Raw genomic sequence first — 20,644 nt, 5'->3', positions numbered from 1 at the left:
AATAACTGAGTTGTGTCATTCCGGCTTGTCCGGAATCTATGAATCTGAATGACTCCCGACAAGCGGGAGTGACATAAATGACATAAGACATTTGTTATACATGAATCAATATCTCATTCTTTATTTGCAGCCTTCAGCCCCTCTGTGAGTATCAGAAAGAATACAACACTGAAGCCGAAAAGAAGGCCGAACGGGTTGACCAGTTTTTTCCACATCAAATAAAAGATGACAGCAAACAATCCGAAGAGCCTGAAGATGCTCGTGAACATCATTATGGCCTTCATCTTCTTTGATAAGATAAACCTTTCGACCGACCTTACAAGCCCTCTCAGGTTCAGTATGCCGAATACCGCTCCGGCAAGTATACCTGCCGGTACTTTATCCCATTTAAAGTAGATAGCTATAAGTACCGCGGGCAGAATTATTATACCGCTCTTTTTAATTACGCCTTTTAATATCGGATTCATTTTTTGTCACTCTCATTATTATCTTTCCCCTGCTTCATTGCAACTTTGTAGAGATGCTTAAACCCGGCTGCAATTCCGAGAAGGAGAAATATTATCGTGAACCACGGTTCTGTATGAAGATACCTGTCCAGAACCCAGTGCCCTATGGCAAAACCGACAAAGGTGGATGTGACAAGGTTTATCCCTATCATGCTCGCGCTGCCCAGTGCGCGGAAGAGCTCGCCTTTTTCGGACTTAGCCTCAGGTTGTTTTTTAGCCATAAGAGAGTTTAGCAAATGAGGGCTTAAAAATCAGCAGGATTTGCTATACTCATCCATGTTTGAGATTTTTCAGGCGATGATATTAGGCGTCTTGCAGGGGCTGACCGAGTTTCTGCCGGTAAGCAGTTCAGCCCATCTCGTTCTTCTGCCCTGGTTTCTGAAATGGGAAGGGATCGTCAATTCTCTCTCATTTGATGTCGCGCTCCATTTCGGCACACTAATGGCGCTTCTTTATTACTTCAGAAAAGACTGGATAGACATGTTCAGGGGCGTCCCGTCAAAAGAGGGGCTCTTCAGAGACCTGGTCATAGGCACCCTGCCCGCAGTAACAGTCGGCCTCTTTCTGCATGAATGGCTTTCATCTCTCAGGGATCCACTGATCATAATTTACACTCTCTGCGCTGTCTCGGTCTTGATGATCCTCGTTGAGAAAAGATATCATCCGGCAGCAGAGAGGTCTGATTTTTACAAAATAGACCAGAAGGACGCCCTGTTCATCGGTGTCGCGCAGGTCTTCGCCCTTGTCCCCGGAGTCTCAAGGTCAGGGATAACGATAGTCGCAGGTATGGCAAGGGGATATAAGAGAGAGGCTGCCGCGCGCTTCTCATTTATGCTGAGCACGCCGGTCGTGGCAGGGGCATGCATGCTTGAAGGAAGAAAGCTGCTTGGGCCTGAGCCGTTCGATCTTAAGATATTTATTACAGGCATCGCAGCTTCCGCGGTCACAGGTTTTTTTGTAATAAAATACCTTCTTTACTTCTTCCAGAACCACACGCTCAAGCCCTTTGCTTATTATCGTTTTTTACTTGCTTTTGTTATTATATTCACCATATGGACAAGGTCGGCAGGATAAAGGAAGAGATCGCCGGTATCTTATACCTGCTTGTAGGCATCATCATCCTTGTCAGCCTCTTCAGCCACAGCACATGGGATCCTTCGGCCTTTACCCACAAACCTGCCGCTCACGGAGGAATAAATAATACCCTCGGGCTCTTCGGCTCTTATCTTTCAGATATTCTTCTGCAGTTGATGGGGCTGAGCGCTTATCTCTTCCCCGCTGTCCTCATGATATACGGAATAAAAAAAGTGTTAGGCAGGGCAGATGGCCGCAAGGGCTATGTGTTTGCGGGAATTTTCGTTTTACTGATAATCGCTTCAGCCTCGCTATTTTCCCTTGCGTTAGGCAAGCAGGCCGAGGGAAACCCTTCAGGCGGGCTTATAGGTTTTTATGTCACCAATGCGTCTACCGGCCTTCTCTCTGTCATAGGATCATATCTGCTCTTCATTACGCTTTTGATAGTGACGCTCATGTATCTCATACCCTTCTCGCTCATAGACCTTTTAAGAGCTGTCAAGGATAAGACTGTAAAGGGAGCCGGTTCGATACCTGTGATCAAGCCGTCATTTAAGATGGAAAAGCCTAAAGAGAAGAAGCAACCGACCATCAAAGAGGAGCCGCTGCCTGAGATACCTGAAAAACAGGGGCACCTGCCGCTTAAGTACCCTGAAAAGAAGCTGAAGCCGACAGACAGGGTCAGCGGGAAATACGAGCTCCCGACACTTGAGCTTTTAAACGACCCGCCGCCTTCAAAGTCAAAGCCGTCAAAAGAGGAACTGCTTGAGATATCCGAACTGCTTGAGAAGAAGCTTCTGGACTTCTCTGTCGAAGGCAGGGTCACTTATGTCTCTCCCGGCCCCATAGTTACGATGTTTGAATTTCAGCCCGCTCCCGGCATAAAGATAAACAAGGTCGTCTCGCTCACAGATGACCTCGCCATGGCGTTCAAGGCAAACAGCCTGAGAATATCGCCTATACCGGGAAAGTCCACATTAGGCATAGAGGTTCCGAACAAGGACAGCGAGGATGTATTTCTTCAGGATATACTTGCGTCAGACACATTCAGAAAGGCGCACTCAAAGCTGACGATGGTGCTTGGAAAAGATATCTTCGGCAACCCGGTAGTTGCCGACCTCGCAAAGATGCCGCACCTGCTTGTCGCAGGCGCCACAGGGTCTGGCAAGAGCGTCGGCATCAACGCGATGATACTGAGCCTCCTCTACAGGGCGACTCCGGCAGATGTAAAGATGCTGATGATAGACCCCAAGATGCTTGAGCTCTCCGCGTATCAGGACATACCGCACCTCCTCATGCCTGTTGTCACAAACTCCAAAGAGGCTTCGGCAGCGCTGAGAAAGGTGGTATTTGAGATGGAGCGGCGCTACAGGCTGCTTGCGGAATCAGGCTCAAGGAACATAGAGGCATACAACGCCAAACTCAAAGGCGGCGCGCTCCCCCAAAGCATATCTGCCACTGAAAAAGGCGACGTCCGGAGAGAACCTCTCCCGTACATCATCGTCCTAATTGACGAGCTATCAGACCTTATGCTCGTATCCGCCCATGAGGTGGAGGACTCCATAGCCCGGCTTGCACAGATGGCGCGCGCTTCAGGCATACATCTGATACTCGCGACACAGAGGCCGTCTGTTGATGTCATCACAGGCGTGATAAAGGCAAACTTCCCTTCAAGGATAGCTTTTCATGTCTCTTCAAAGCTTGACTCAAGGATAATCCTTGACACATACGGCGCTGACCAGCTACTCGGAAAGGGAGATATGCTCTATATGAGCCCCGGCAAAAAGGTCGCCAGGGTGCACGGCGCGTATGTAAGCGAAGAAGAGGTGCGGAACGTCGTAAACTTCATAAAGGCGCAGGGCAATCCCGATTATACCGTATTCAAAGAGCTCACCGCCGAGCCTGAGAAAGAATCAAACCTGCTTGAAGAGCAGGACGAGCTTTACAAGGAGGCAAAAGACCTCGTTCTCTCAACCGGCCAGGCATCCATCTCATATATACAGAGAAGGATGAAGATAGGTTACAATAGGGCGGCAAGGATAATGGAGATGATGGAAGAAGAAGGCATAGTGGGCCCTGCCGGAGAAGCAGGTAAATCAAGGGAAGTATTCGGGAGGGATTCATGAAGAAAGAGTTATCAGGATATATGAACCGTTCAGCATTTATTTATTTTTTCTTTGTGATCATCCTGGCTGTCAGTTCAGCCGCATCAGCAGCATCACTTGATGAAACCGTATCAATGATAGAGAAGAAGGCAGGCGAGATCAAGGATATAAGCGGCTCTTTTCTGCAGGAAAGCTATCTGACAGACCTTGAGCGGACAGAAAAGTATTCCGGCAATTTCTTTATCAAGAAACCCTCCATGGTAAGGTGGAAATATGCCGAGCCGAGGGATGAAGAGGTATATATCACAACAGACGCAATATGGATACACAAGAGACTGGCAAAACAGGCTGTAAAGAGCAAGTTCACGGAAAATGCATACGGCCAGGCGCCTATCGCCCTTTTGGCGAGCCTTGAGAACCTCAGGGCTAATTTTGATATCACAACCACAGAGAAGAAAGATGTCTTGAAACTTAAACCTAAACGCAAGATAGGTTCGATAAAAGAGCTGACGATGCAGACAAGTAGCAGCGATTTTCCCGTAAAGTCATTTACCATATTTGACATATACGGCAACAATGTCATTATCACGATAAAAGATGTCCGCACAAATACAGGGCTTGAAGACAAGGTCTTTATATTCAAGCCGGCATCTGATATGGAAGTCTTTGAGTATTAAAAAAAGTTCACAGCATAAAACCAAGGAGGAATGTCATGAAGAGCAATTATATTCTGAAAGTTGAAGACGGAAAGGCGGTAGATATCCAGAAGGCACTGCAGGCCGCAGGGATAAAGGTCACAAGTATCATTGAGGTTTTCAAGGAAAAAGAAGAAGGCAAGGAGTAATCTCCGTCTCTGAGTCTTTTTTACATCACTACATATAGTATAAACAACACAAAACAGAGTGATGGTTCAGTAATGGAAAATAATAAATATTGCTCAATAAGGCAGGATAACTTATTGATTTTATTCATTTTCAACTCTTAACTCTTAACTCTTAACTCTTAACTTATTTATCTGGCTTGTTTTTTGCTTATTATAGTCATAGTCACAAACCGTTCTTTCTCAGTATAGAGATCTTTAGAGTTAAAATGTGGGTGCAGCAGGGTCATATTTTTAATTAGTTTATTTAGATTTTTTACTTGCTTTAAAAGGCTAATTGATGTTATAAAATATGACTCAAAATGAGCCGATTACAGTGAACCACATATAAAACCTAATAAATACAGGAGGTGACCACACAGATCAACCATCGACCAATGTAAAAATAAGCAAAAGCCGCAGATCTGAAAATAGCTTCATAAACCCAAACAAAATCAAAAGGAGGAAACAAAACAAATGAGAAAAACTTTAGTAGCGATCTTAAGTTTAGTTCTCGTTGCAGGTTTCGGCACATTCGCATTTGCCGGACACGCAGCAAATGAGGGCTATGAGTACACACCGAAGCTCGTAAAAGCAGGCAAGTCTAACATCGACCTGAGCGGTTCTATCAGAATAAGAGGCGACTTCAGAGACAACACCTCTGATTTCAACAGCGAAGAAGCAGATTACAAGGGTTCATATGATTCAAGGATAAGGCTCAAAGTTGATGCAACAGTAAGCCCGAACACAATGGGCGTAGTAGAGCTTGAATCAGGTTCTTGCAGTGATTATTCATGTGATGACTACTATGTCTGGGGCTCAGACACAGCTGCTGACGGAACTTTCGGAAGCTATGAAGACAGCTACAGTGGATACACATATGGTAACTACAAGCCGACATCTTTGACCGTTCGTCAGGCTTACATAGCACACCAGGGCACAGGCCTCCTCGGAGTTCTTTCCGGGATTAAGGCAGGACACATCCTTACCAAGCTCGGCAACGGCGTATTCTACAACCACGCAAAGTTCGGTGATGATGCTGTAGTTCTCTGGACAGTTCCCCAGAAGGGCACAGAGGTATCACTCACCATGGCTAAACTCGGTGAGGGCAATACTGCTGCTTCCGGTTCTGGCCTTTCAAGTGCAGGTAATGACGATGCAACATCTTACACATTAGGCGCTACAACAGCAGCAGCAGGCATCAACCTCGGCGCTGATGTAACATACATCGATGCACAGGATTTCACAGGCGGTACAAGCAGCGACTCTAATGATTCAGCAGGATTACACTTCTGGAACGTAGGCTTAAGGGCTGACACAACTGTATCAGGCGTAAAGCTTTATGGAGATGTTGAGATCCAGAGCGGCAAGGCAAAATCCAACTACAACAGCTATACACACGATTCAGACAGAAAGTACAAAGGTTATGCATGGCTCATCGGCGCAAATGTTGACGTCCCGAACTCACCTGTTTCAGTAGGCGCGGAAGTCGGCTACGGCAGCGGCGACAAGGTCGAAGACAGAGTTGACAGCACCGGCGACTATATTGATACCCAGACCGGCAACAAGTATGAAGGCTTCATGACCACTATCGGCTCAAGCGGACAGCTTGGCGTAAGAAAGACAGCGTTCCTCTATGACGATAAGATAGCAAACGCAGGATGCGCGCTTACAAACACTTACGGCGGTGTATCATGCAGCAAAGCAGGTATCGCAAACACATGGTATATCAATGTCGGCGCAGATGCAAAGGTATCACCTGACCTTACAGCAGGCCTTGACATATTCTACCTCAGGGCAGCAAAGGGTGTTAATATCAATGGCGCAACCGATGCTAACGGCGGCCCGAAGCGTTCCAAGGCTCTCGGCACAGAAGTTGACGCAACTGTAACATACCAGGTTGACACAAACCTTGTTTACTTTGTTGAGGCCGGCTACATGTTCGCAGGCTCAGCTTATGATTACCAGACACCAATGACAGCAGATGGCAATAACACCAGTGCTGACAATCCGTATGGTGTAAGGCACGGTTTAACTCTCGAGTTCTAAAACCTGCTTGATTGAAGTTTCTAAAAGGCGTTCCGATTCGTCGGAACGCCTTTTTTTATTGCCCTTGCCAATTGCCTTTACATCCCCCTTTCTCTTATAATCTTCATGTTCTAATTCCAATAATAAAGGAGCATGATAAGTATATGTCAGGACATTCAAAATGGTCCGGTATAAAACACAAAAAGGCCATAGTTGACGCAAAGAAGGGAAAGGCATTCACCAGGGTCACCAAAGAGATAACCGTTGCAGCAAGAGCCGGCGGCGGCAACCCTGATATGAACCCGAGGCTTAGGCTCGCAATTGATAATGCCAAAGGAGTCAATATGCCTGCTGACAACATCAAGCGGGCTATACAGAAAGGCACAGGCGAACTTCCGGGAGTCTCGTATGAAGAGATAACATACGAGGGGTACGGCCCGGGCGGCTCGGCGATAATCATCGAGACGATGACAGACAACAAGACAAGGACCATCGCCGAACTCAGGTATATCATGAGCAGGAATAACGGAAATATGGCAGAGTCAGGGAGCGTGTCCTGGATATTTGAGAATAAAGGCTATCTGCTCGTCGATAAAAAAGAATGCGATGAAGAGACCCTAATGACATTGGCTCTTGACGCAGGCGCGGATGATGTAAAAAATGACCCGGATGAGGACAGCTATGAAGTGCTGACCTCGCCTGAAGGCTTCACCAATGTCAGGGATCACCTTGAAAAAAACAATATAAAGTTCAGCCTCGCTAAGGTCATGCAGATACCGAAGAATTATGTGAAGCTAAATGAGACAGACGCGAGAAAGGTACTGAAGCTTGTGGATGTTCTCGAAGATCACGACGATGTGCAGAATGTATATTCAAACTTCGATATCCCGGATGAGATGATGGAAGAATAATGAATATCATCGGCATCGACCCCGGGACGGTCTGCTGCGGCTACGGCATCCTGTCGGTGAATAAAAAACCATACGTCCCGAAATACGTTGCATCCGGCGACATAAGGATGAGCTCAAAGAAGCCCCTTCCTGAAAGGCTCCATATACTTTATGGCTCGCTGAAAGATATTATCCTTGAACACAGGCCTTCCCACCTCTGCATGGAAAAGGTCTTCTACCACAAAAGCATACGCTCTTCCATGGCGTTAGGCACCACCAGGGGGGTCGTCATGCTCCTTGCAGCTCAGCACGGCATGCCGCTTTTTGAATATAACCCGACAGAGGTAAAGATGGCTCTGACAGGTTACGGAAGGGCTGAAAAGAGACAGGTGCAGGAGATGGTCTTAAGGATTTTGAACCTTGAGCCGTCTCTTGTTATGAGCGAAGACACATCAGACGCCCTCGCCCTCACTATCTGCCACATTAATTCCTCTTTTGAGTTAAAATAAGCGACAGGAATTCAATATGATCGCATCACTTAAGGGAACAATCATAAGCAAAAAACCTGACCGCATCATTGTCGAGGTCAGCGGGGTCGGCTACAGTGTGGCGATACCTCTGCGCAGTATCGGCGACATCCCTGATGAAGGCAAAATCGTCTTCATCCACACATATACACACGTGAGGGAAGACGCACTTCAGCTCTTCGGCTTTATTACAGAAGACGAACGCAAGGTCTTTTCAACCCTGCTCGGCATCAGCGGCGTCGGCCCGAAGCTCGCCCTCGGGATATTGTCGGGAATGGAGGTGGGCCGGTTCACCGATGCGATATACAATGAAGATATCGCCCTGCTCTCAACCATACCCGGACTCGGCAAAAAGACCGCCTCAAGGCTTGTGCTTGAATTAAAGGGCAAGCTCCAGTCCTTCAGCGGTACATATGCGTCACGGCCGGGAACGCTTGCAGATGACGCTGTATCAGCTCTTGAAAATCTCGGGTACAAAAAGTCTTTGTCAGAGAATGCGGTTTCAACAGCTTTGAGCAACGGGGCAGAGTCTATTGAGGATATAATTAAAGACGCGCTCAAAATATTGACGAGAAAATAAATAGTGAATTCGACTGATATCTTTTATTGAAATGTCATTTCGACCAAAGGGAGAAACCTTGAACACTTTATAACAGCCAGGATTCCTCACCCTAAAGGGATTCGGAATGACAAACAACTTATACAATGAGCGATACTCCTGAAAGAGATATAACACCTGAGGCGATAGAAGAGGACTTCGGCTTTGAGCTGAGCATGCGGCCAAGGTCATTTGACGAGTTTGTCGGCCAGCATAATATCAAAGAGAACCTGAAGGTCTTTATACAGGCTGCGAAACAAAGGGACGAGGCGCTCGACCATGTCCTCTTCTGCGGCCCTCCGGGTCTTGGCAAGACAACGCTTGCTCATATCATAGCTTCTGAATTAGGCGTAGATATCAAGGTCACATCAGGCCCTGTGCTTGAGAGGCCCGGCGACCTTGTCGCGGTTCTCACCAATCTGGGCAAGAAAGATATACTCTTCATAGATGAGATACACAGGCTCCCGAGGATCGCCGAAGAGGTGCTTTATCCGGCGATGGAGGATTACCAGCTCGATATCATCATAGGACAGGGGCCGAGCGCAAGGACGGTCAAACTTAACCTGCCGAAGTTCACTCTGGTTGGCGCAACAACAAGAACCGGCCTTCTCACATCACCGCTTAGAGACCGCTTCGGTGTGATCAACAGGCTGGATTTCTATTCACCTGATGACCTGAAGCGCATACTCTCACGCTCAACAGGAATACTCCATACAAATATTGATGATGACGCGACTACAGAGATAGCGATAAGGTCAAGAGGCACACCCCGTATAGCAAACAGGCTCCTGCGGCGCATCAGAGATTTCGCGCAGGTAAAGAACAACAGCATCATCGACCTCAATATTACGGAAGAGGCTCTCAAGGCTATGGGAGTAGATAAAATGGGTTTTGACTTCATGGACAGAAAGCTGCTTCTTACGATAATAGAGAAGTACGGCGGCGGGCCTGTCGGGCTTGATACGCTTGCCGCGTCGATACAGGAAGAGAAGAACACGATAGAGGATGTCTACGAGCCTTTTCTGCTGCAGCAGGGTTTTATAGACAGAAGCCCGAGAGGCCGGATAGCCACAAAACTCGCGTATGAACACTTCGGGCTGAAGAAGGCGGACGGGCTCTTTTAAATGAATATCCTTCTCCACACATGCTGCGGCAACTGCGCAATATACCCTTTTGAGATATTAAAAACCGAGGGGCACAGCCTTACGGGTTTCTGGTTCAATCCGAACATTCATCCATTTGAAGAATATGATTCAAGGCTTCAGTCAATGAAAAAGCTGGCGTCGCAAAGAAATATCGACATGCTTTTTTTTGAAGATTACAGTCCTGAAGATTATTTTGATATGCTGGGAGTTACAAGCACAGACCTTGCATTGATACCACAAAGCCCAGGCCGCTGCAGGTCATGTTATGAGCTTAGATTAGGCAAAACCGCTGAGGAGGCGTCAAAAAAAGGTTTCGATGCCTTTTCAACCACACTCCTTATCAGCCCTTATCAGGATTTTGATCAGCTGACTGCCACAGGAAAAAAGATATCTGCAAAGCATGGAATAGATTTTTATCTGAAAGACTTCAGGCCCTTCTTCAGGGAATCCATGGCATCTGCCAAAGAACTCGGCCTATACAGGCAGAAATACTGCGGATGCGTATTCAGCAGGGCAGAAAGCAAAGAAAGGCAGAGGAACAGGCACAAAGCTTAAGAGAATAAGTATAATATTTATATCCTATTTCTATTTTTCGGCAGGAAATGAAACGCGCATTTTACTTAATAATTATCCTTTTTATACTCTTGTTATCTTTCGGCCAGTCCATGGCTGAAGATAATATCAAGGTGCTCATCTATGAAGACACCATCACGCCTGCTCCTTCAAAAGACGCCAAAGATATCGGGAGCCTGAACGGCAAGCTCTTTTTAAACGGCAGGCATTACACCGGCAGCTTTGAAATAAAAAAGGACAACAACGGGCTTCAGTTCATCAACAGCATCCCGTTCGAAAAGTATGTTGAGGGAGTTGTCGCTTCTGAAGCCGGCAGGGATTGGGAGATAGAGGCGCTCAAGGCGCAGGCGGTCATATCAAGGACATATGCTGTTTTCCATAAACTGGCGAACGGGGAGAAAGAGTTTCACCTGACCTCCGGTGTTCTCAGTCAGCTCTATAAAGATGAGAACAACGACCCGCTGATCACCCGCGCTGTCAGTGAAACAGGAGGCGAGATATTGACCTACAACGGGGCTCCTATTGAATCTTTGTATCATTCTGTATGTTACGGAAAGACAGAGGTGCCTGAAGAGGTCTGGGGAACGAGCTACCCGTATCTCAAGCCGGTTGAATGCAACAATAAAAATACCCCGTATGAGAACTGGGAGAGAAAGTTCACTCTTGAAGATATAGGGAAAGCGCTGAACATCAACGGCATAAAAGATATCACCATATCTTCATTTACTTCTACAGGCAGGGTAAAGACGCTTAGCATAGCTAAAGACAATAATGAGGCCGCCGAGATCAAGGCAACGGAATTAAGAAAACTCATGGGATATAACAAGCTTCCCAGCACCAGTTTTCTATTGAAAAAAGAGAGTAACGGCATGGTCTTTGAGGGCAATGGATGGGGCCATGGCGTCGGCCTGAGCCAGTGGGGCGCGCTTGAGATGGCAAGAGAAGGCAAGGACTACAGGGAGATACTCGCGCATTATTATCCCGGAACTGTCATAGAGAAACGGCAGTATTAAAGACATATCCCCGCAGGATCTATCACTGAATGCCATATAGCATATTATGAATCTCTCTGATTATGATTACTTTATACCTGCCGGCCAGATCGCCCAATATCCGCTGCCAGTCCGGGACTCATCCAGGCTGCTGGTGATTGACAGGGGAAAACAGACTCTGGAGCACAGGGCTTTCAGCGATATAGTTGAATACATCAATGACTCCGACCTCCTTGTATTAAATGATACAAAGGTCATCCCGGCCCGCATTACAGCGATTAAACCTTCAGGCAAGAAGGTTGAGATACTGCTTGTCAGAGAGATAGGAATCAACAAATGGGAGGTGCTCCTTAAGGGAGTTAACAAAGGAAAGCTTCACATTGACGGGGGGATAAAAGCTGAGATACGCAATTCAAACGGAGTTCTGCAGGCTGAGTTCAGCGTTGATGACGGCAATATTATAAAAGAGAATGAGATCAAGGCGCATCTATTTAAAACAGGATCAGCGCCCCTGCCCTTTTATATTAAACGGGATGCTGAGGGCTCAGACCTGGAGCGTTACCAGACCGTGTATGCCGAGAAAGAAGGGGCCATAGCCGCGCCTACGGCAGGGCTGCATTTTACTGATGAAATACTCTGCTCTTTAAAGGAAAAAGGTGTGGATATAAAGACGGTCACACTGCATGTCGGATATGGAACTTTCAAGCCGGTTGTTTCAGATAATATCAAAGACCATGTTATGGGTGAGGAGTTCTATGAGATATCGGAAGAGACGGCTGAAGCGGTAAATACGGCAAGAAGAGAAGGCCGAAGGATCATCGCCGTTGGAACAACCGTTACAAGAACGCTTGAGTCTGCTGCAAATGCTGACGGAATTATTAAAGCAGGGGCAGGCAAAGCTGCGATCTTTATTTATCCCGGATACAAGTTCAAGGTCATAGGCTCGCTTATAACCAATTTTCACCAGCCGAGGTCTACCCCGATGATGCTGACCTCTGCCTTTGCCGGACTGGATCTCTTAAAAAAGGCGTACGCCGAGTCCCAAATGGCGGGATACAGGTTCTTCTCCTACGGGGACTCTATGATCATATTGTGACCTGATTAGATAACCCGCTGGATTTATTAATAAATTACCCACCTTGGCAGATTCCCCTCCTCTCATTATTTCTTTGATAAATAAAGATATTTATGTATAATGTATCTTGCTTTTATATGCTCTAAGAAGTATAAATAGATATACATATCGCATAGGTATATATAGAGGAGATAGCTTACGTTTAAGTTAGAACTGGATCTCGGCGAAGAAAGGGATCTTTCATCCACACATGAAAGGCTTGATAAGAGCCTTAGAGTTATAGAAGATACCCTTGGGATCGAAACATCTATCAGGGGCAACAGGATCTTTCTTCAGGGTGAGGAAAAGGCTGTTAACAGAGCCAAAAAACTGATCAAAGAACTGCTGCTGATAGACTCCGGCGGTTTCAGGATAAACCCGAGAGATATTCAGTTCCTCTTAAAGGCATCTGATGAGCTTTCCTCAGGCAATGCCTCCGCTTCTATCAAGGATTTCTTTTTAAGCGCGATCCCGGTCTCCTCAAAAAACAAGTTCATAGTTCCAAGGTCAGAGACCCAGATGCGCTACATCGAAGCCATAAAACATTATGACATGGTACTGGGCATAGGCCCGGCAGGCACAGGCAAGACCTATCTCGCAATGGCAATGGCGATAAACGCCCTGATGAAGAAGCAGGTCAGCAGGATCATTCTTGCGAGACCAGCGGTCGAAGCCGGAGAGAAACTCGGCTTTCTTCCGGGCGACCTTTACGAAAAGATCACCCCGTATCTGAGGCCCCTGTATGACGCGCTTTATGATATGATGGATGCGGAAAAAGCACACCATCTCATAGAAAGCGGCGTAATTGAGATAGCTCCGCTCGCGTTCATGAGAGGACGCACGCTCAATGATTCATTTATAATACTTGACGAGGCGCAGAATACGACTTCAGAACAGATGAAGATGTATCTTACAAGGCTCGGGTTCAACTCAAAGACCGTGATCACAGGGGACAAGACACAGGTCGACCTCCCTCCGGGAAAGACCTCTGGCCTTATTGAGATAGAGGGTATGCTCAAAGATATCGAGGGCCTTAAATTTATTTATTTCTCAGAAAAGGATGTTGTCAGGCACAAGCTTGTTCAGCAGATAATAAAAGCATATGAAAAGTTTGAAAACAGATAACGCAGAGATCAATAAGCATCATCTTATAACCAAAGGATCTTTCATAAGGCTCTCCCTGCTCATGCTTTTTTCAGGTTTGATAGGGGCCACAATATTATTCGGCCGTGGATTTATTTCCGGAACTGCAACAGAAGTATCACATGAGGCCGCAGCAGGAGTAGTATTGGTCATCGGCCTGCTGCTGATTATATTTTATAAAGACCTTAAGCGCTATACTCCAACCATAGAAAAAGACTACAAGACCATAATCCTCGTCGGGATACTCCTTACAACCAACTTTATTTTAGGAGAAGTATTTTACTTCATCTTCAAGCTCTTCACCCTGTGGCTTGGAAATATTGACCCCATGCTGCCGATATATGTTATACCGCTTGCGACAGGTTCAATGCTTGCGGCGCTCCTAATCGATATCCATACCGCCATTCTGCTGACCATTGTTTCAAGCCTCATAGCCGGCCTGTGGCTGAATGACCCTGTTTACCCCATCTTTAACTTTGCCGCAGGCATCACGGCCGCGTTCGGGGTCATCAGATGCAAGAGGCGGTCAGCTATATGGAGAGGCGGCCTTTATGTAAGCATGGTATGTGTATTCACATCAATGATATTGATCCTTTATCGCGGTCATCTCCCGGGCCCGGAAACCATGGTAATAATAGGCTTCTCGTTTTTAAACGGAATGTTAGTCGCAATACTCGTCTCTGCACTGCTGCCTGTCGGTGAAAAGTTCTTTAAACTCATCACTGATATCAGCCTGCTTGAGCTGCTGGATCTCAACCAGCCTCTTTTGCAGGAGCTTTTAGCTGAAGCGCCCAGCACATACCATCACAGCATTGTTGTGGGAAACCTTGTTGAATCTGCTGCCGAAGCCGTCGGGGTCAATCCTCTGATGGCAAGGGTCAGCGCATATTATCACGATATCGGAAAGATAAAGATGCCGGAATACTTTATAGAGAACCAGACCGGATTGGTCAGCAGGCACGAGAATATGTCCCCGCGCATGAGCGCTCTTGTCCTGATCTCCCATGTCAAAGAGGGCGTTGAACTGGCAAAGAAATACAACCTGCCAAAAGCGATAATAGATATCATACAGCAGCATCACGGCACTTCCATTCAGACCTATTTCTGGCAGAAGGCCAGGGAACAGCATGAGGCTGACAAGACATTACCCCCATCCACAGAGGATGATTTCAGATATCCCGGGCCCAAACCCAGGACCAACGTGGCGGCTCTCATCCATATGGCTGACGCAGTAGAGGCTGCTTCAAGAACCCTGACTGAACCTACACCGGAAAAGATATCTGCGCTGATCGACCGCATAGTCAATAACAGGATAATTGACGGCCAGCTTGATGAATGCGAATTGACGCTCAAGGACATCCGTGAGATAAAGACCCATTTCGTCTTTATCCTCAGCAGCATGTTTCACAAGAGAATAAATTATCCGGGCTTTGAAATAGAAAATGAAGATACTGATAAAAAACCTGCAGCGGCGCCGGAAGCTGGACACTAAAAGAATAGCGGCAAAGGCCGGTAATATTCTCACGTTTCTTAAACAGGAGGATGCAGAGCTGAGCATTCTTTTTGTAGGCAATCGAAGGATGCAGGAATTGAACACAACTTTCAGGGGCATCCGGAAGGCCACTGATGTTCTCTCTTTTGAAGCCGGACTCCGGTTGCCGGGCTTGTCTGACAATGTCCTGGGTGATGTCGTGATTAATATTTACAGGGCTGAATCCCAGGCTGACGCAGCTGACATGGGACTCTACGATGAGATATACCGCCTCCTGATACACGGCATACTGCACCTGCTCGGATATGAACATGAAAATGGCGGCCCGGATGCAAAGAAGATGGTGAGGAAAGAGCGGGCAGTGCAGACTGCACTTGAGAAGATATAGAATTTACAATATGCTTTATTAATAAACTATGCCTCTAAGAAAATTCGTAGACAGCGCAAATGCCGCAATCAACGGTATACTGCATGCCGCCAAGACACAGCGGCATATGCGCTACCATCTTATTGCAGCCCTGCTGCTCCTTGTCTTCAGTTTGCTGCTGGGTGTGAATTGGACGGAATTTGCCGTGCTGGTGGTTCTGGCGGTAATCGTTATATCTACAGAAATGCTCAACACGGCGCTCGAAACGATCACTGACTTTCTCTTTAAGGAATATGATACAAGGGCAAGAATAATAAAGGATACTGCTGCCGGAGCTGTTCTGATAACAGCCCTGGGTGCGGCTGTTATCGGCTATATGATACTCTTTGCCCCTCTCAAAAAGGCCTTTCGCGAAGGAATAACTATAGCAAAACATGCCGGAGACAGTATTGCTGTGATCTCACTTATTGCAGTTCTTATACTTGTTGTATTGACTAAGACATTCCTTGGAAAAGGGATGCCTCTTAAGGGAGGGATGCCGAGCGGTCATGCGGCAGTAGCCTTTTCCATATGGACTGCCGTAACATTTATGACCGAAGGTTTTATGCCGTCACTTTTGATATTCCTGATGGCTGTTCTCATCGCTCAAAGCAGGATTGCCACCGGAATACACAAACCCTGGGAGGTTATATTAGGTGCCCTGGTCGGAATCGCTGTAACATTCTCACTCTTCAGGCTTTTTTCCTGAAACCGCATATTGATTTTTTGTTGTTTTATATGATACCTTATATGTCACTTATGAAGGCTCTTTGCTCTTGCCATACGGGCAAGGGCTGCATTTCCGGCATATGATGCAGGACACCGCATTTCGGAAAAAACCCAAATGGAGGAATAAATGACTCTTTACGAACAGCTTTTCATTCTCGACACCAACCTTGACGAGAAAACCAAAGAAGAACAGATCGCAAAAGTAACCGGACTTATCGCAGAAAACGGCGGTGAGATCCTCAAGACAACAAACCTCGGATCAAGAAAACTCTCCTACGCAGTAAAAAAGCAGGAAAAAGGCGAGTATATTCTTCTGGTCTTCAACGCCCCGCCCGCGGCAATGGCAAAGCTTGAAAGGCTATGCAAGCTTTCAGAGAATATCCTCAAGTTCATGATAATAAAGATAGAAAAAAAGAAGCATATTGCAGCTCTAATGAAATCTCTTATTACACCAGCTGCCGCTGAACCCGTTGCTGATACCGGGGCTGCTGGCGATACCGCTGTTATAAGCGAACCCGCAGAAACTGAGGAGACAGACGAAGATGTTCAATAAGGTAATTCTTATGGGCAATCTTACAAGAGACCCTGAGGTCAGATACACCCCGCAGGGCACTTCTGTATGTAACTTCGGGATCGCTGTTAATCGCAAGTATAAGCAGGGAGATGAGATGAAGGAAGAAGTCACCTTCATAAATATTGTGGTATTCGGCAAGCAGGCTGACAGCTGCGGCAAATACCTGAGCAAAGGCAATCCCGTACTCGTTGAAGGCAGGCTTCAGGAACAGAGATGGGAGACTGAGGACGGCCAGAAGAGAAGCAAGCATGAGGTAGTTGCCCAGCAGGTGCGCTTTCTCTCTAAAAAAGATTCCGGCGGCATGAACGATGAAAGAGCCATGCAGCATGACGAAACCACTGACCTTGAACCATTTTAAATAAAAATAAAAATTCTGTAGAAAAGGAGTTATAAATTGAGACCCACCACAAAACCAAGATCATCAAGACCAAGATTTCAGAGAAAGAGGTTCTGTAAGTTCTGTGCTGACAAGATAGACTTTATCGATTATAAGGATATCAGGATATTAAGGCATTACCTTACTGAAAGGGGCAAAATGATGGCAGCCAGGATGAGCGGCACCTGCGCAAAACATCAGCGTGAACTCGCACAGGCTATCAAAAGGGCAAGAAGCATCGCGCTCCTGCCGTTTGTTGAGAAGTTTTAGAGATGAGGATCCCGAAGGGCTGGCTGACTGTCATATCAAGAGAGATACTGAAAGAGCTTCTTGATAAAGACTTTGTCGAACTGAAAACCTCAGAGAATGCAGTGCGGGATATCATCTTCGAAGCTATGCTTGCTGAACTGATGGTTGAGGACACTCTAAACGACGAAGTGAGAGATATATTGAAGAAGTTTGACTCAGAGATAGAAAAAGGGAACCTTGACTACCGTACGCTTTTTGATATGACAAAAAAGAAACTCGTAAAGGAACGCAATATCATATTATGAGACTCTCTGACGATAAGGTAAGCCACCTGACACACATTATACTTAAGGGGCTCAAGGATAAAGACGCCGTCAGAACCCTCAGTGAAGACGGAGCCATCAGGCGCGCAATAAGAAACGTGATTACAAAAGAGCTGAAGCTGGCTGAAGATATAGATATCAAGGTTAATAATAAGCTGCAGTCATATTCCAAAAAGGTCTTTGAGGGAACCTCCGAGTGGGATGTCCTTTACCAGAAGTTCTATGATGAAGAGATGTCAAAAAAGGGCAGGAACTGATCAAGCGCCTGTCTTGCCCTTCATAAGATACCCCTTTATAAACTCATCAATATCGCCGTCAAGCACAGCAGCAACATTGCCTCTCTCGATATCTGTCCTGTGATCCTTTATAAGCTGGTAAGGCTGCAGGGTGTATGACCTTATCTGGCTTCCCCATGCTATCTCCTTCTTCTCACCCATAAAGTCCTCTATCTTTTTATCATGCTCTTCTTTTTTTAGAGTGTACAGACGAGCCTTGAGTATCTTCATGGCCATAGCCCTGTTCTTTATCTGGGAACGTTCATTCTGGCAGCATACAACAATACCTGTAGGAATATGGGTAAGCCTGACAGCGGAATCTGTCTTATTGACATGCTGTCCCCCGGCTCCCGAAGACCTGTACGTGTCCACCCTGATATCGTCATCATTAATATCCACATCTATATCCTCGCTTATCTCAGGGTAAACAAGAATGGCTGCAAAAGAAGTATGCCTCCTCTTGTTGGCATCAAAAGGTGATATCCTTACAAGCCTGTGAACGCCTGCCTCGCCTTTCAGGTACCCATAGGCATAGTCACCTTCGACAGTGATGGTAGCGCTCTTGATACCTGCCTCTTCACCGGAGATAATGTCGATTATACTTACCTTGAAATTCCTGCGCTCAGCCCATCGCATGTACATCCTCATCAGCATCTGAGCCCAGTCCTGGCTCTCCGTTCCCCCGGCTCCCGGATGGATCGTCATTATGGCATTATTAATATCTTCAGGAGCAGAAAAGGCGCTCTTCAGTTCAAGGTCATCAAGCTGAACCTTGAGCTCTCTGATGTTTCTTGAAATATCACCGCCAAATACATCTCCATCCTCTTCTTCGGAAAGTTCGATAAGGACAGATGTGTCCTCAAATTTTTTCTGGATGGAAAATAGAGGCTGCAGGGCATTTTCGATGCCGGATCTTTCTTTCAGTAATTTCTGTGCGCTTGAAGGGTCATCCCACAGGCCTTCTGCAGACAGTTCCTTCTGAAGCACTTCAAGCCGGCCTTTCAGTGATGGGACTTCAAAGATACCTCCAGAGGGTATCGATTCTTGCCTGTATTTCTTTAAGGTCTTCTCTTGTTCGCTCTTCAATAACCATTTCTAATAACCTTCCTTATATTTACCTTTCTTTTCAGGGAAGAGGCAGTTTGCGATCAATATCACTGAACTAATTATACACAAAAAAGCAAAGAGGTCACCAAATTTGGTATAGAAAGTTTTATCATCGGACCCGAGAGAAATCTCCTTTGACATCTCAGCCGGGACAAAGATGCCGCTCATTCCCATTATCCTGCCTCGTGAATCTATGAAACCTGAGATGCCGGTATTTGCAGCCCTGATAACAGGAACCCTGTTCTCCACCGCCCTGAAGACCGCCATGGAGAAATGCTGATAAGGGGCTGGCGTTTTCCCAAACCATGCATCATTCGTTATGGCCACAATGGCGTTGGCTCCCTTATTCACAAACTTCCTTGTAAGGCCCGGGAATATGATCTCATAGCAGATAAGGCCGGCTATTCTTGCCGGCGGCATCTCCATAACAGTATGCGTTTCTCCGGGCCTGAAATCCCCTATGTCAATAACCAGTTTCTTTATAAAAGGAAGATAGCGTGCCAAAGGAACATACTCACCAAAAGGAACGAGGTGTATCTTGTCATATACTGAAACAACCTCGCCTGAAGATATCAGGATAGCGCTGTTAGCGAGCACTGATTCACCTGCTTCGGAATCTTTTTCTGTGATACCTCCTGTGAGCAAAGGAATGCCGATATCCTTCTGAAAATCAAGCATATCTTTTGAAGAGGGAGAATTCTTACTGAACACAAACGGCAGCGCAGCCTCTGGCCATACTATGAGGTCAGGAGATTCAGTTACAGCCTCAAGCGAAAGCCGTTTATAAATATCAACTATCTCCTGCATTGAATCTGCATCCCACTTTCTGTCCTGGCCGATATTCCCCTGTATAACACCGGCCTTTATCGTCCTGGTTTTATCTTGTGATCTATTTAACTCCCAGAAGCCGTATATCAGAGAGACGGCCAGCAGCAAACCGTATATTGCAACACCTGCAGTGATATGCGACTTGCCTAACAAAGGCATCCTGCGGATCTTCCCGGGCCATGAAACAGCTAAATCAAAGACTGCTCCGTTAAACGCAACTACAAGGAAAGAGACTCCGTAAATCCCGGTAATATCGGCTATCTGGATTATAGTGAGAAACTTATACTGCGAATACCCCAGCAGCAGCCACGGAAACCCTGTAAAGGCATAAGAACGCACCACTTCAAGAGTCACCCACAGGACAGGGGCTATGAAAAGAGCCGGCATCCTTGAACGGTCTGATATCAAAGAAAAGATCATGGAAAATATTCCGATGTACAGGCTTAGAAAAAGGCATAACAGCAGAACTATAAACACGCTTAATACAGCCGGGATGCTGCTGTAATAATATATGGAGTGAAATACCCAGTAGAGCGCTCCTGAAAAAAAGACAAGGCCTGTCAGGCTGCCTATGTAAAAAGCGGCCCTGGCTCCTTTATCCCTCAGAGCCATAAAAAGCGGGATAAGAGCAAACCAGGTCAAAGGATACAGGTCAAAGGGAGGGAATCCGGCTACAAGAAGAACTCCGGCGATTACAGAGAAGAAAATAGAGGTTCTGTTATCCATGAAAT

The 20,644-nt window shown here is 46.4% G+C and carries 24 protein-coding genes; 20 read left to right on the top strand and 4 right to left on the bottom strand.

The window, feature by feature from the left end:
* Positions 1-113: 113 nt before the first annotated feature.
* Both HY807_10165 and HY807_10160 read right to left on the bottom strand, forming a co-directional pair.
* Positions 114-467: a hypothetical protein gene (locus HY807_10165; protein MBI4826764.1), complete on the bottom strand. Its 354-nt coding sequence runs from the start codon at positions 465-467 to the stop codon at positions 114-116.
* A complete protein-coding gene (locus tag HY807_10160) occupies positions 464-727 on the bottom strand; it encodes an AtpZ/AtpI family protein (GenBank protein ID MBI4826763.1) in 264 nt (87 codons plus the stop codon). The genes HY807_10165 and HY807_10160 overlap by 4 nt, the downstream gene beginning before the upstream one ends.
* Positions 728-782: 55 nt before the next feature.
* Here HY807_10160 and HY807_10155 point away from each other — a divergent pair, with 55 nt between their 5' ends.
* The 20 genes from HY807_10155 to HY807_10060 all read left to right on the top strand — a co-directional run bounded on the left by HY807_10155 (position 783) and on the right by HY807_10060 (position 17,960).
* A complete protein-coding gene (locus tag HY807_10155) occupies positions 783-1,580 on the top strand; it encodes an undecaprenyl-diphosphate phosphatase (GenBank protein MBI4826762.1) in 798 nt (265 codons plus the stop codon).
* Positions 1,559-3,706 (top strand): DNA translocase FtsK 4TM domain-containing protein, encoded by a 2,148-nt coding sequence (locus tag HY807_10150; protein MBI4826761.1) that lies wholly within the window; start codon positions 1,559-1,561, stop codon positions 3,704-3,706. The genes HY807_10155 and HY807_10150 overlap by 22 nt, the downstream gene beginning before the upstream one ends.
* Entirely contained in the window at positions 3,703-4,362 is a 660-nt protein-coding gene (gene lolA, locus HY807_10145) for an outer membrane lipoprotein chaperone LolA (protein ID MBI4826760.1), read from the top strand. The genes HY807_10150 and lolA overlap by 4 nt, the downstream gene beginning before the upstream one ends.
* A 659-nt stretch (positions 4,363-5,021) precedes the next feature.
* Entirely contained in the window at positions 5,022-6,593 is a 1,572-nt protein-coding gene (locus HY807_10140; GenBank protein MBI4826759.1) for a hypothetical protein, read from the top strand.
* A gap of 143 nt (positions 6,594-6,736) precedes the next feature.
* The gene (locus HY807_10135; GenBank protein ID MBI4826758.1) at positions 6,737-7,483 is read left to right on the top strand and encodes a YebC/PmpR family DNA-binding transcriptional regulator; all 747 of its coding nucleotides are present in this window, start codon (positions 6,737-6,739) and stop codon (positions 7,481-7,483) included.
* Positions 7,483-7,971 carry a crossover junction endodeoxyribonuclease RuvC gene (gene ruvC / locus HY807_10130; protein ID MBI4826757.1) on the top strand — a complete coding sequence of 163 codons (489 nt, stop codon included), beginning with the start codon at positions 7,483-7,485 and terminating at the stop codon, positions 7,969-7,971. The genes HY807_10135 and ruvC overlap by 1 nt, the downstream gene beginning before the upstream one ends.
* A gap of 16 nt (positions 7,972-7,987) precedes the next feature.
* Positions 7,988-8,569, top strand: a complete 582-nt coding sequence (gene ruvA, locus HY807_10125) for a Holliday junction branch migration protein RuvA (GenBank protein ID MBI4826756.1) — start codon at positions 7,988-7,990, stop codon at positions 8,567-8,569.
* A gap of 125 nt (positions 8,570-8,694) precedes the next feature.
* Entirely contained in the window at positions 8,695-9,711 is a 1,017-nt protein-coding gene (gene ruvB, locus HY807_10120) for a Holliday junction branch migration DNA helicase RuvB (protein ID MBI4826755.1), read from the top strand.
* Positions 9,712-10,287, top strand: a complete 576-nt coding sequence (locus HY807_10115; GenBank protein MBI4826754.1) for an epoxyqueuosine reductase QueH — start codon at positions 9,712-9,714, stop codon at positions 10,285-10,287. It begins immediately after the preceding gene.
* A gap of 47 nt (positions 10,288-10,334) precedes the next feature.
* Positions 10,335-11,318, top strand: coding sequence for a SpoIID/LytB domain-containing protein (locus HY807_10110; protein MBI4826753.1), 984 nt, complete (start codon positions 10,335-10,337; stop codon positions 11,316-11,318).
* A 46-nt stretch (positions 11,319-11,364) separates the two neighbouring features.
* Complete coding sequence (gene queA, locus HY807_10105) at positions 11,365-12,393, top strand: tRNA preQ1(34) S-adenosylmethionine ribosyltransferase-isomerase QueA (GenBank protein MBI4826752.1); 1,029 nt, start codon at positions 11,365-11,367, stop codon at positions 12,391-12,393.
* A gap of 192 nt (positions 12,394-12,585) precedes the next feature.
* On the top strand, positions 12,586-13,536 hold the full coding sequence (locus HY807_10100; protein ID MBI4826751.1) for a PhoH family protein: 951 nt from the start codon (positions 12,586-12,588) through the stop codon (positions 13,534-13,536).
* Positions 13,514-15,046, top strand: coding sequence for an HDIG domain-containing protein (locus HY807_10095; GenBank protein MBI4826750.1), 1,533 nt, complete (start codon positions 13,514-13,516; stop codon positions 15,044-15,046). The genes HY807_10100 and HY807_10095 overlap by 23 nt, the downstream gene beginning before the upstream one ends.
* Complete coding sequence (ybeY, locus tag HY807_10090; GenBank protein MBI4826749.1) at positions 14,997-15,434, top strand: rRNA maturation RNase YbeY; 438 nt, start codon at positions 14,997-14,999, stop codon at positions 15,432-15,434. The genes HY807_10095 and ybeY overlap by 50 nt, the downstream gene beginning before the upstream one ends.
* Positions 15,435-15,462: 28 nt before the next feature.
* Positions 15,463-16,161 (top strand): diacylglycerol kinase, encoded by a 699-nt coding sequence (locus tag HY807_10085; GenBank protein MBI4826748.1) that lies wholly within the window; start codon positions 15,463-15,465, stop codon positions 16,159-16,161.
* A gap of 147 nt (positions 16,162-16,308) precedes the next feature.
* A complete protein-coding gene (rpsF, locus tag HY807_10080) occupies positions 16,309-16,734 on the top strand; it encodes a 30S ribosomal protein S6 (GenBank protein MBI4826747.1) in 426 nt (141 codons plus the stop codon).
* Positions 16,724-17,113 (top strand): single-stranded DNA-binding protein, encoded by a 390-nt coding sequence (gene ssb / locus HY807_10075; GenBank protein MBI4826746.1) that lies wholly within the window; start codon positions 16,724-16,726, stop codon positions 17,111-17,113. The genes rpsF and ssb overlap by 11 nt, the downstream gene beginning before the upstream one ends.
* A 36-nt stretch (positions 17,114-17,149) precedes the next feature.
* A complete protein-coding gene (locus tag HY807_10070; protein ID MBI4826745.1) occupies positions 17,150-17,401 on the top strand; it encodes a 30S ribosomal protein S18 in 252 nt (83 codons plus the stop codon).
* A gap of 2 nt (positions 17,402-17,403) precedes the next feature.
* Positions 17,404-17,685, top strand: coding sequence for a DUF507 family protein (locus HY807_10065; protein MBI4826744.1), 282 nt, complete (start codon positions 17,404-17,406; stop codon positions 17,683-17,685).
* Positions 17,682-17,960 carry a DUF507 family protein gene (locus HY807_10060; protein ID MBI4826743.1) on the top strand — a complete coding sequence of 93 codons (279 nt, stop codon included), beginning with the start codon at positions 17,682-17,684 and terminating at the stop codon, positions 17,958-17,960. Before HY807_10065 ends, HY807_10060 begins: the two co-directional genes overlap by 4 nt.
* Here HY807_10060 and prfB read toward each other — a convergent pair whose 3' ends face one another.
* Complete coding sequence (prfB, locus tag HY807_10055; protein ID MBI4826742.1) at positions 17,961-19,064, bottom strand: peptide chain release factor 2; 1,104 nt, start codon at positions 19,062-19,064, stop codon at positions 17,961-17,963.
* Between the two features lie 9 nt (positions 19,065-19,073).
* Entirely contained in the window at positions 19,074-20,639 is a 1,566-nt protein-coding gene (gene lnt, locus HY807_10050) for an apolipoprotein N-acyltransferase (protein ID MBI4826741.1), read from the bottom strand.
* Positions 20,640-20,644: the final 5 nt, after the last annotated feature.

The organism is Nitrospirota bacterium (assembly GCA_016207885.1).
In the GTDB taxonomy this organism is placed as follows: Bacteria; Nitrospirota; Thermodesulfovibrionia; order UBA6902; family UBA6902; genus JACQZG01.
This window is presented reverse-complemented; position numbering and strand designations above follow the sequence as displayed.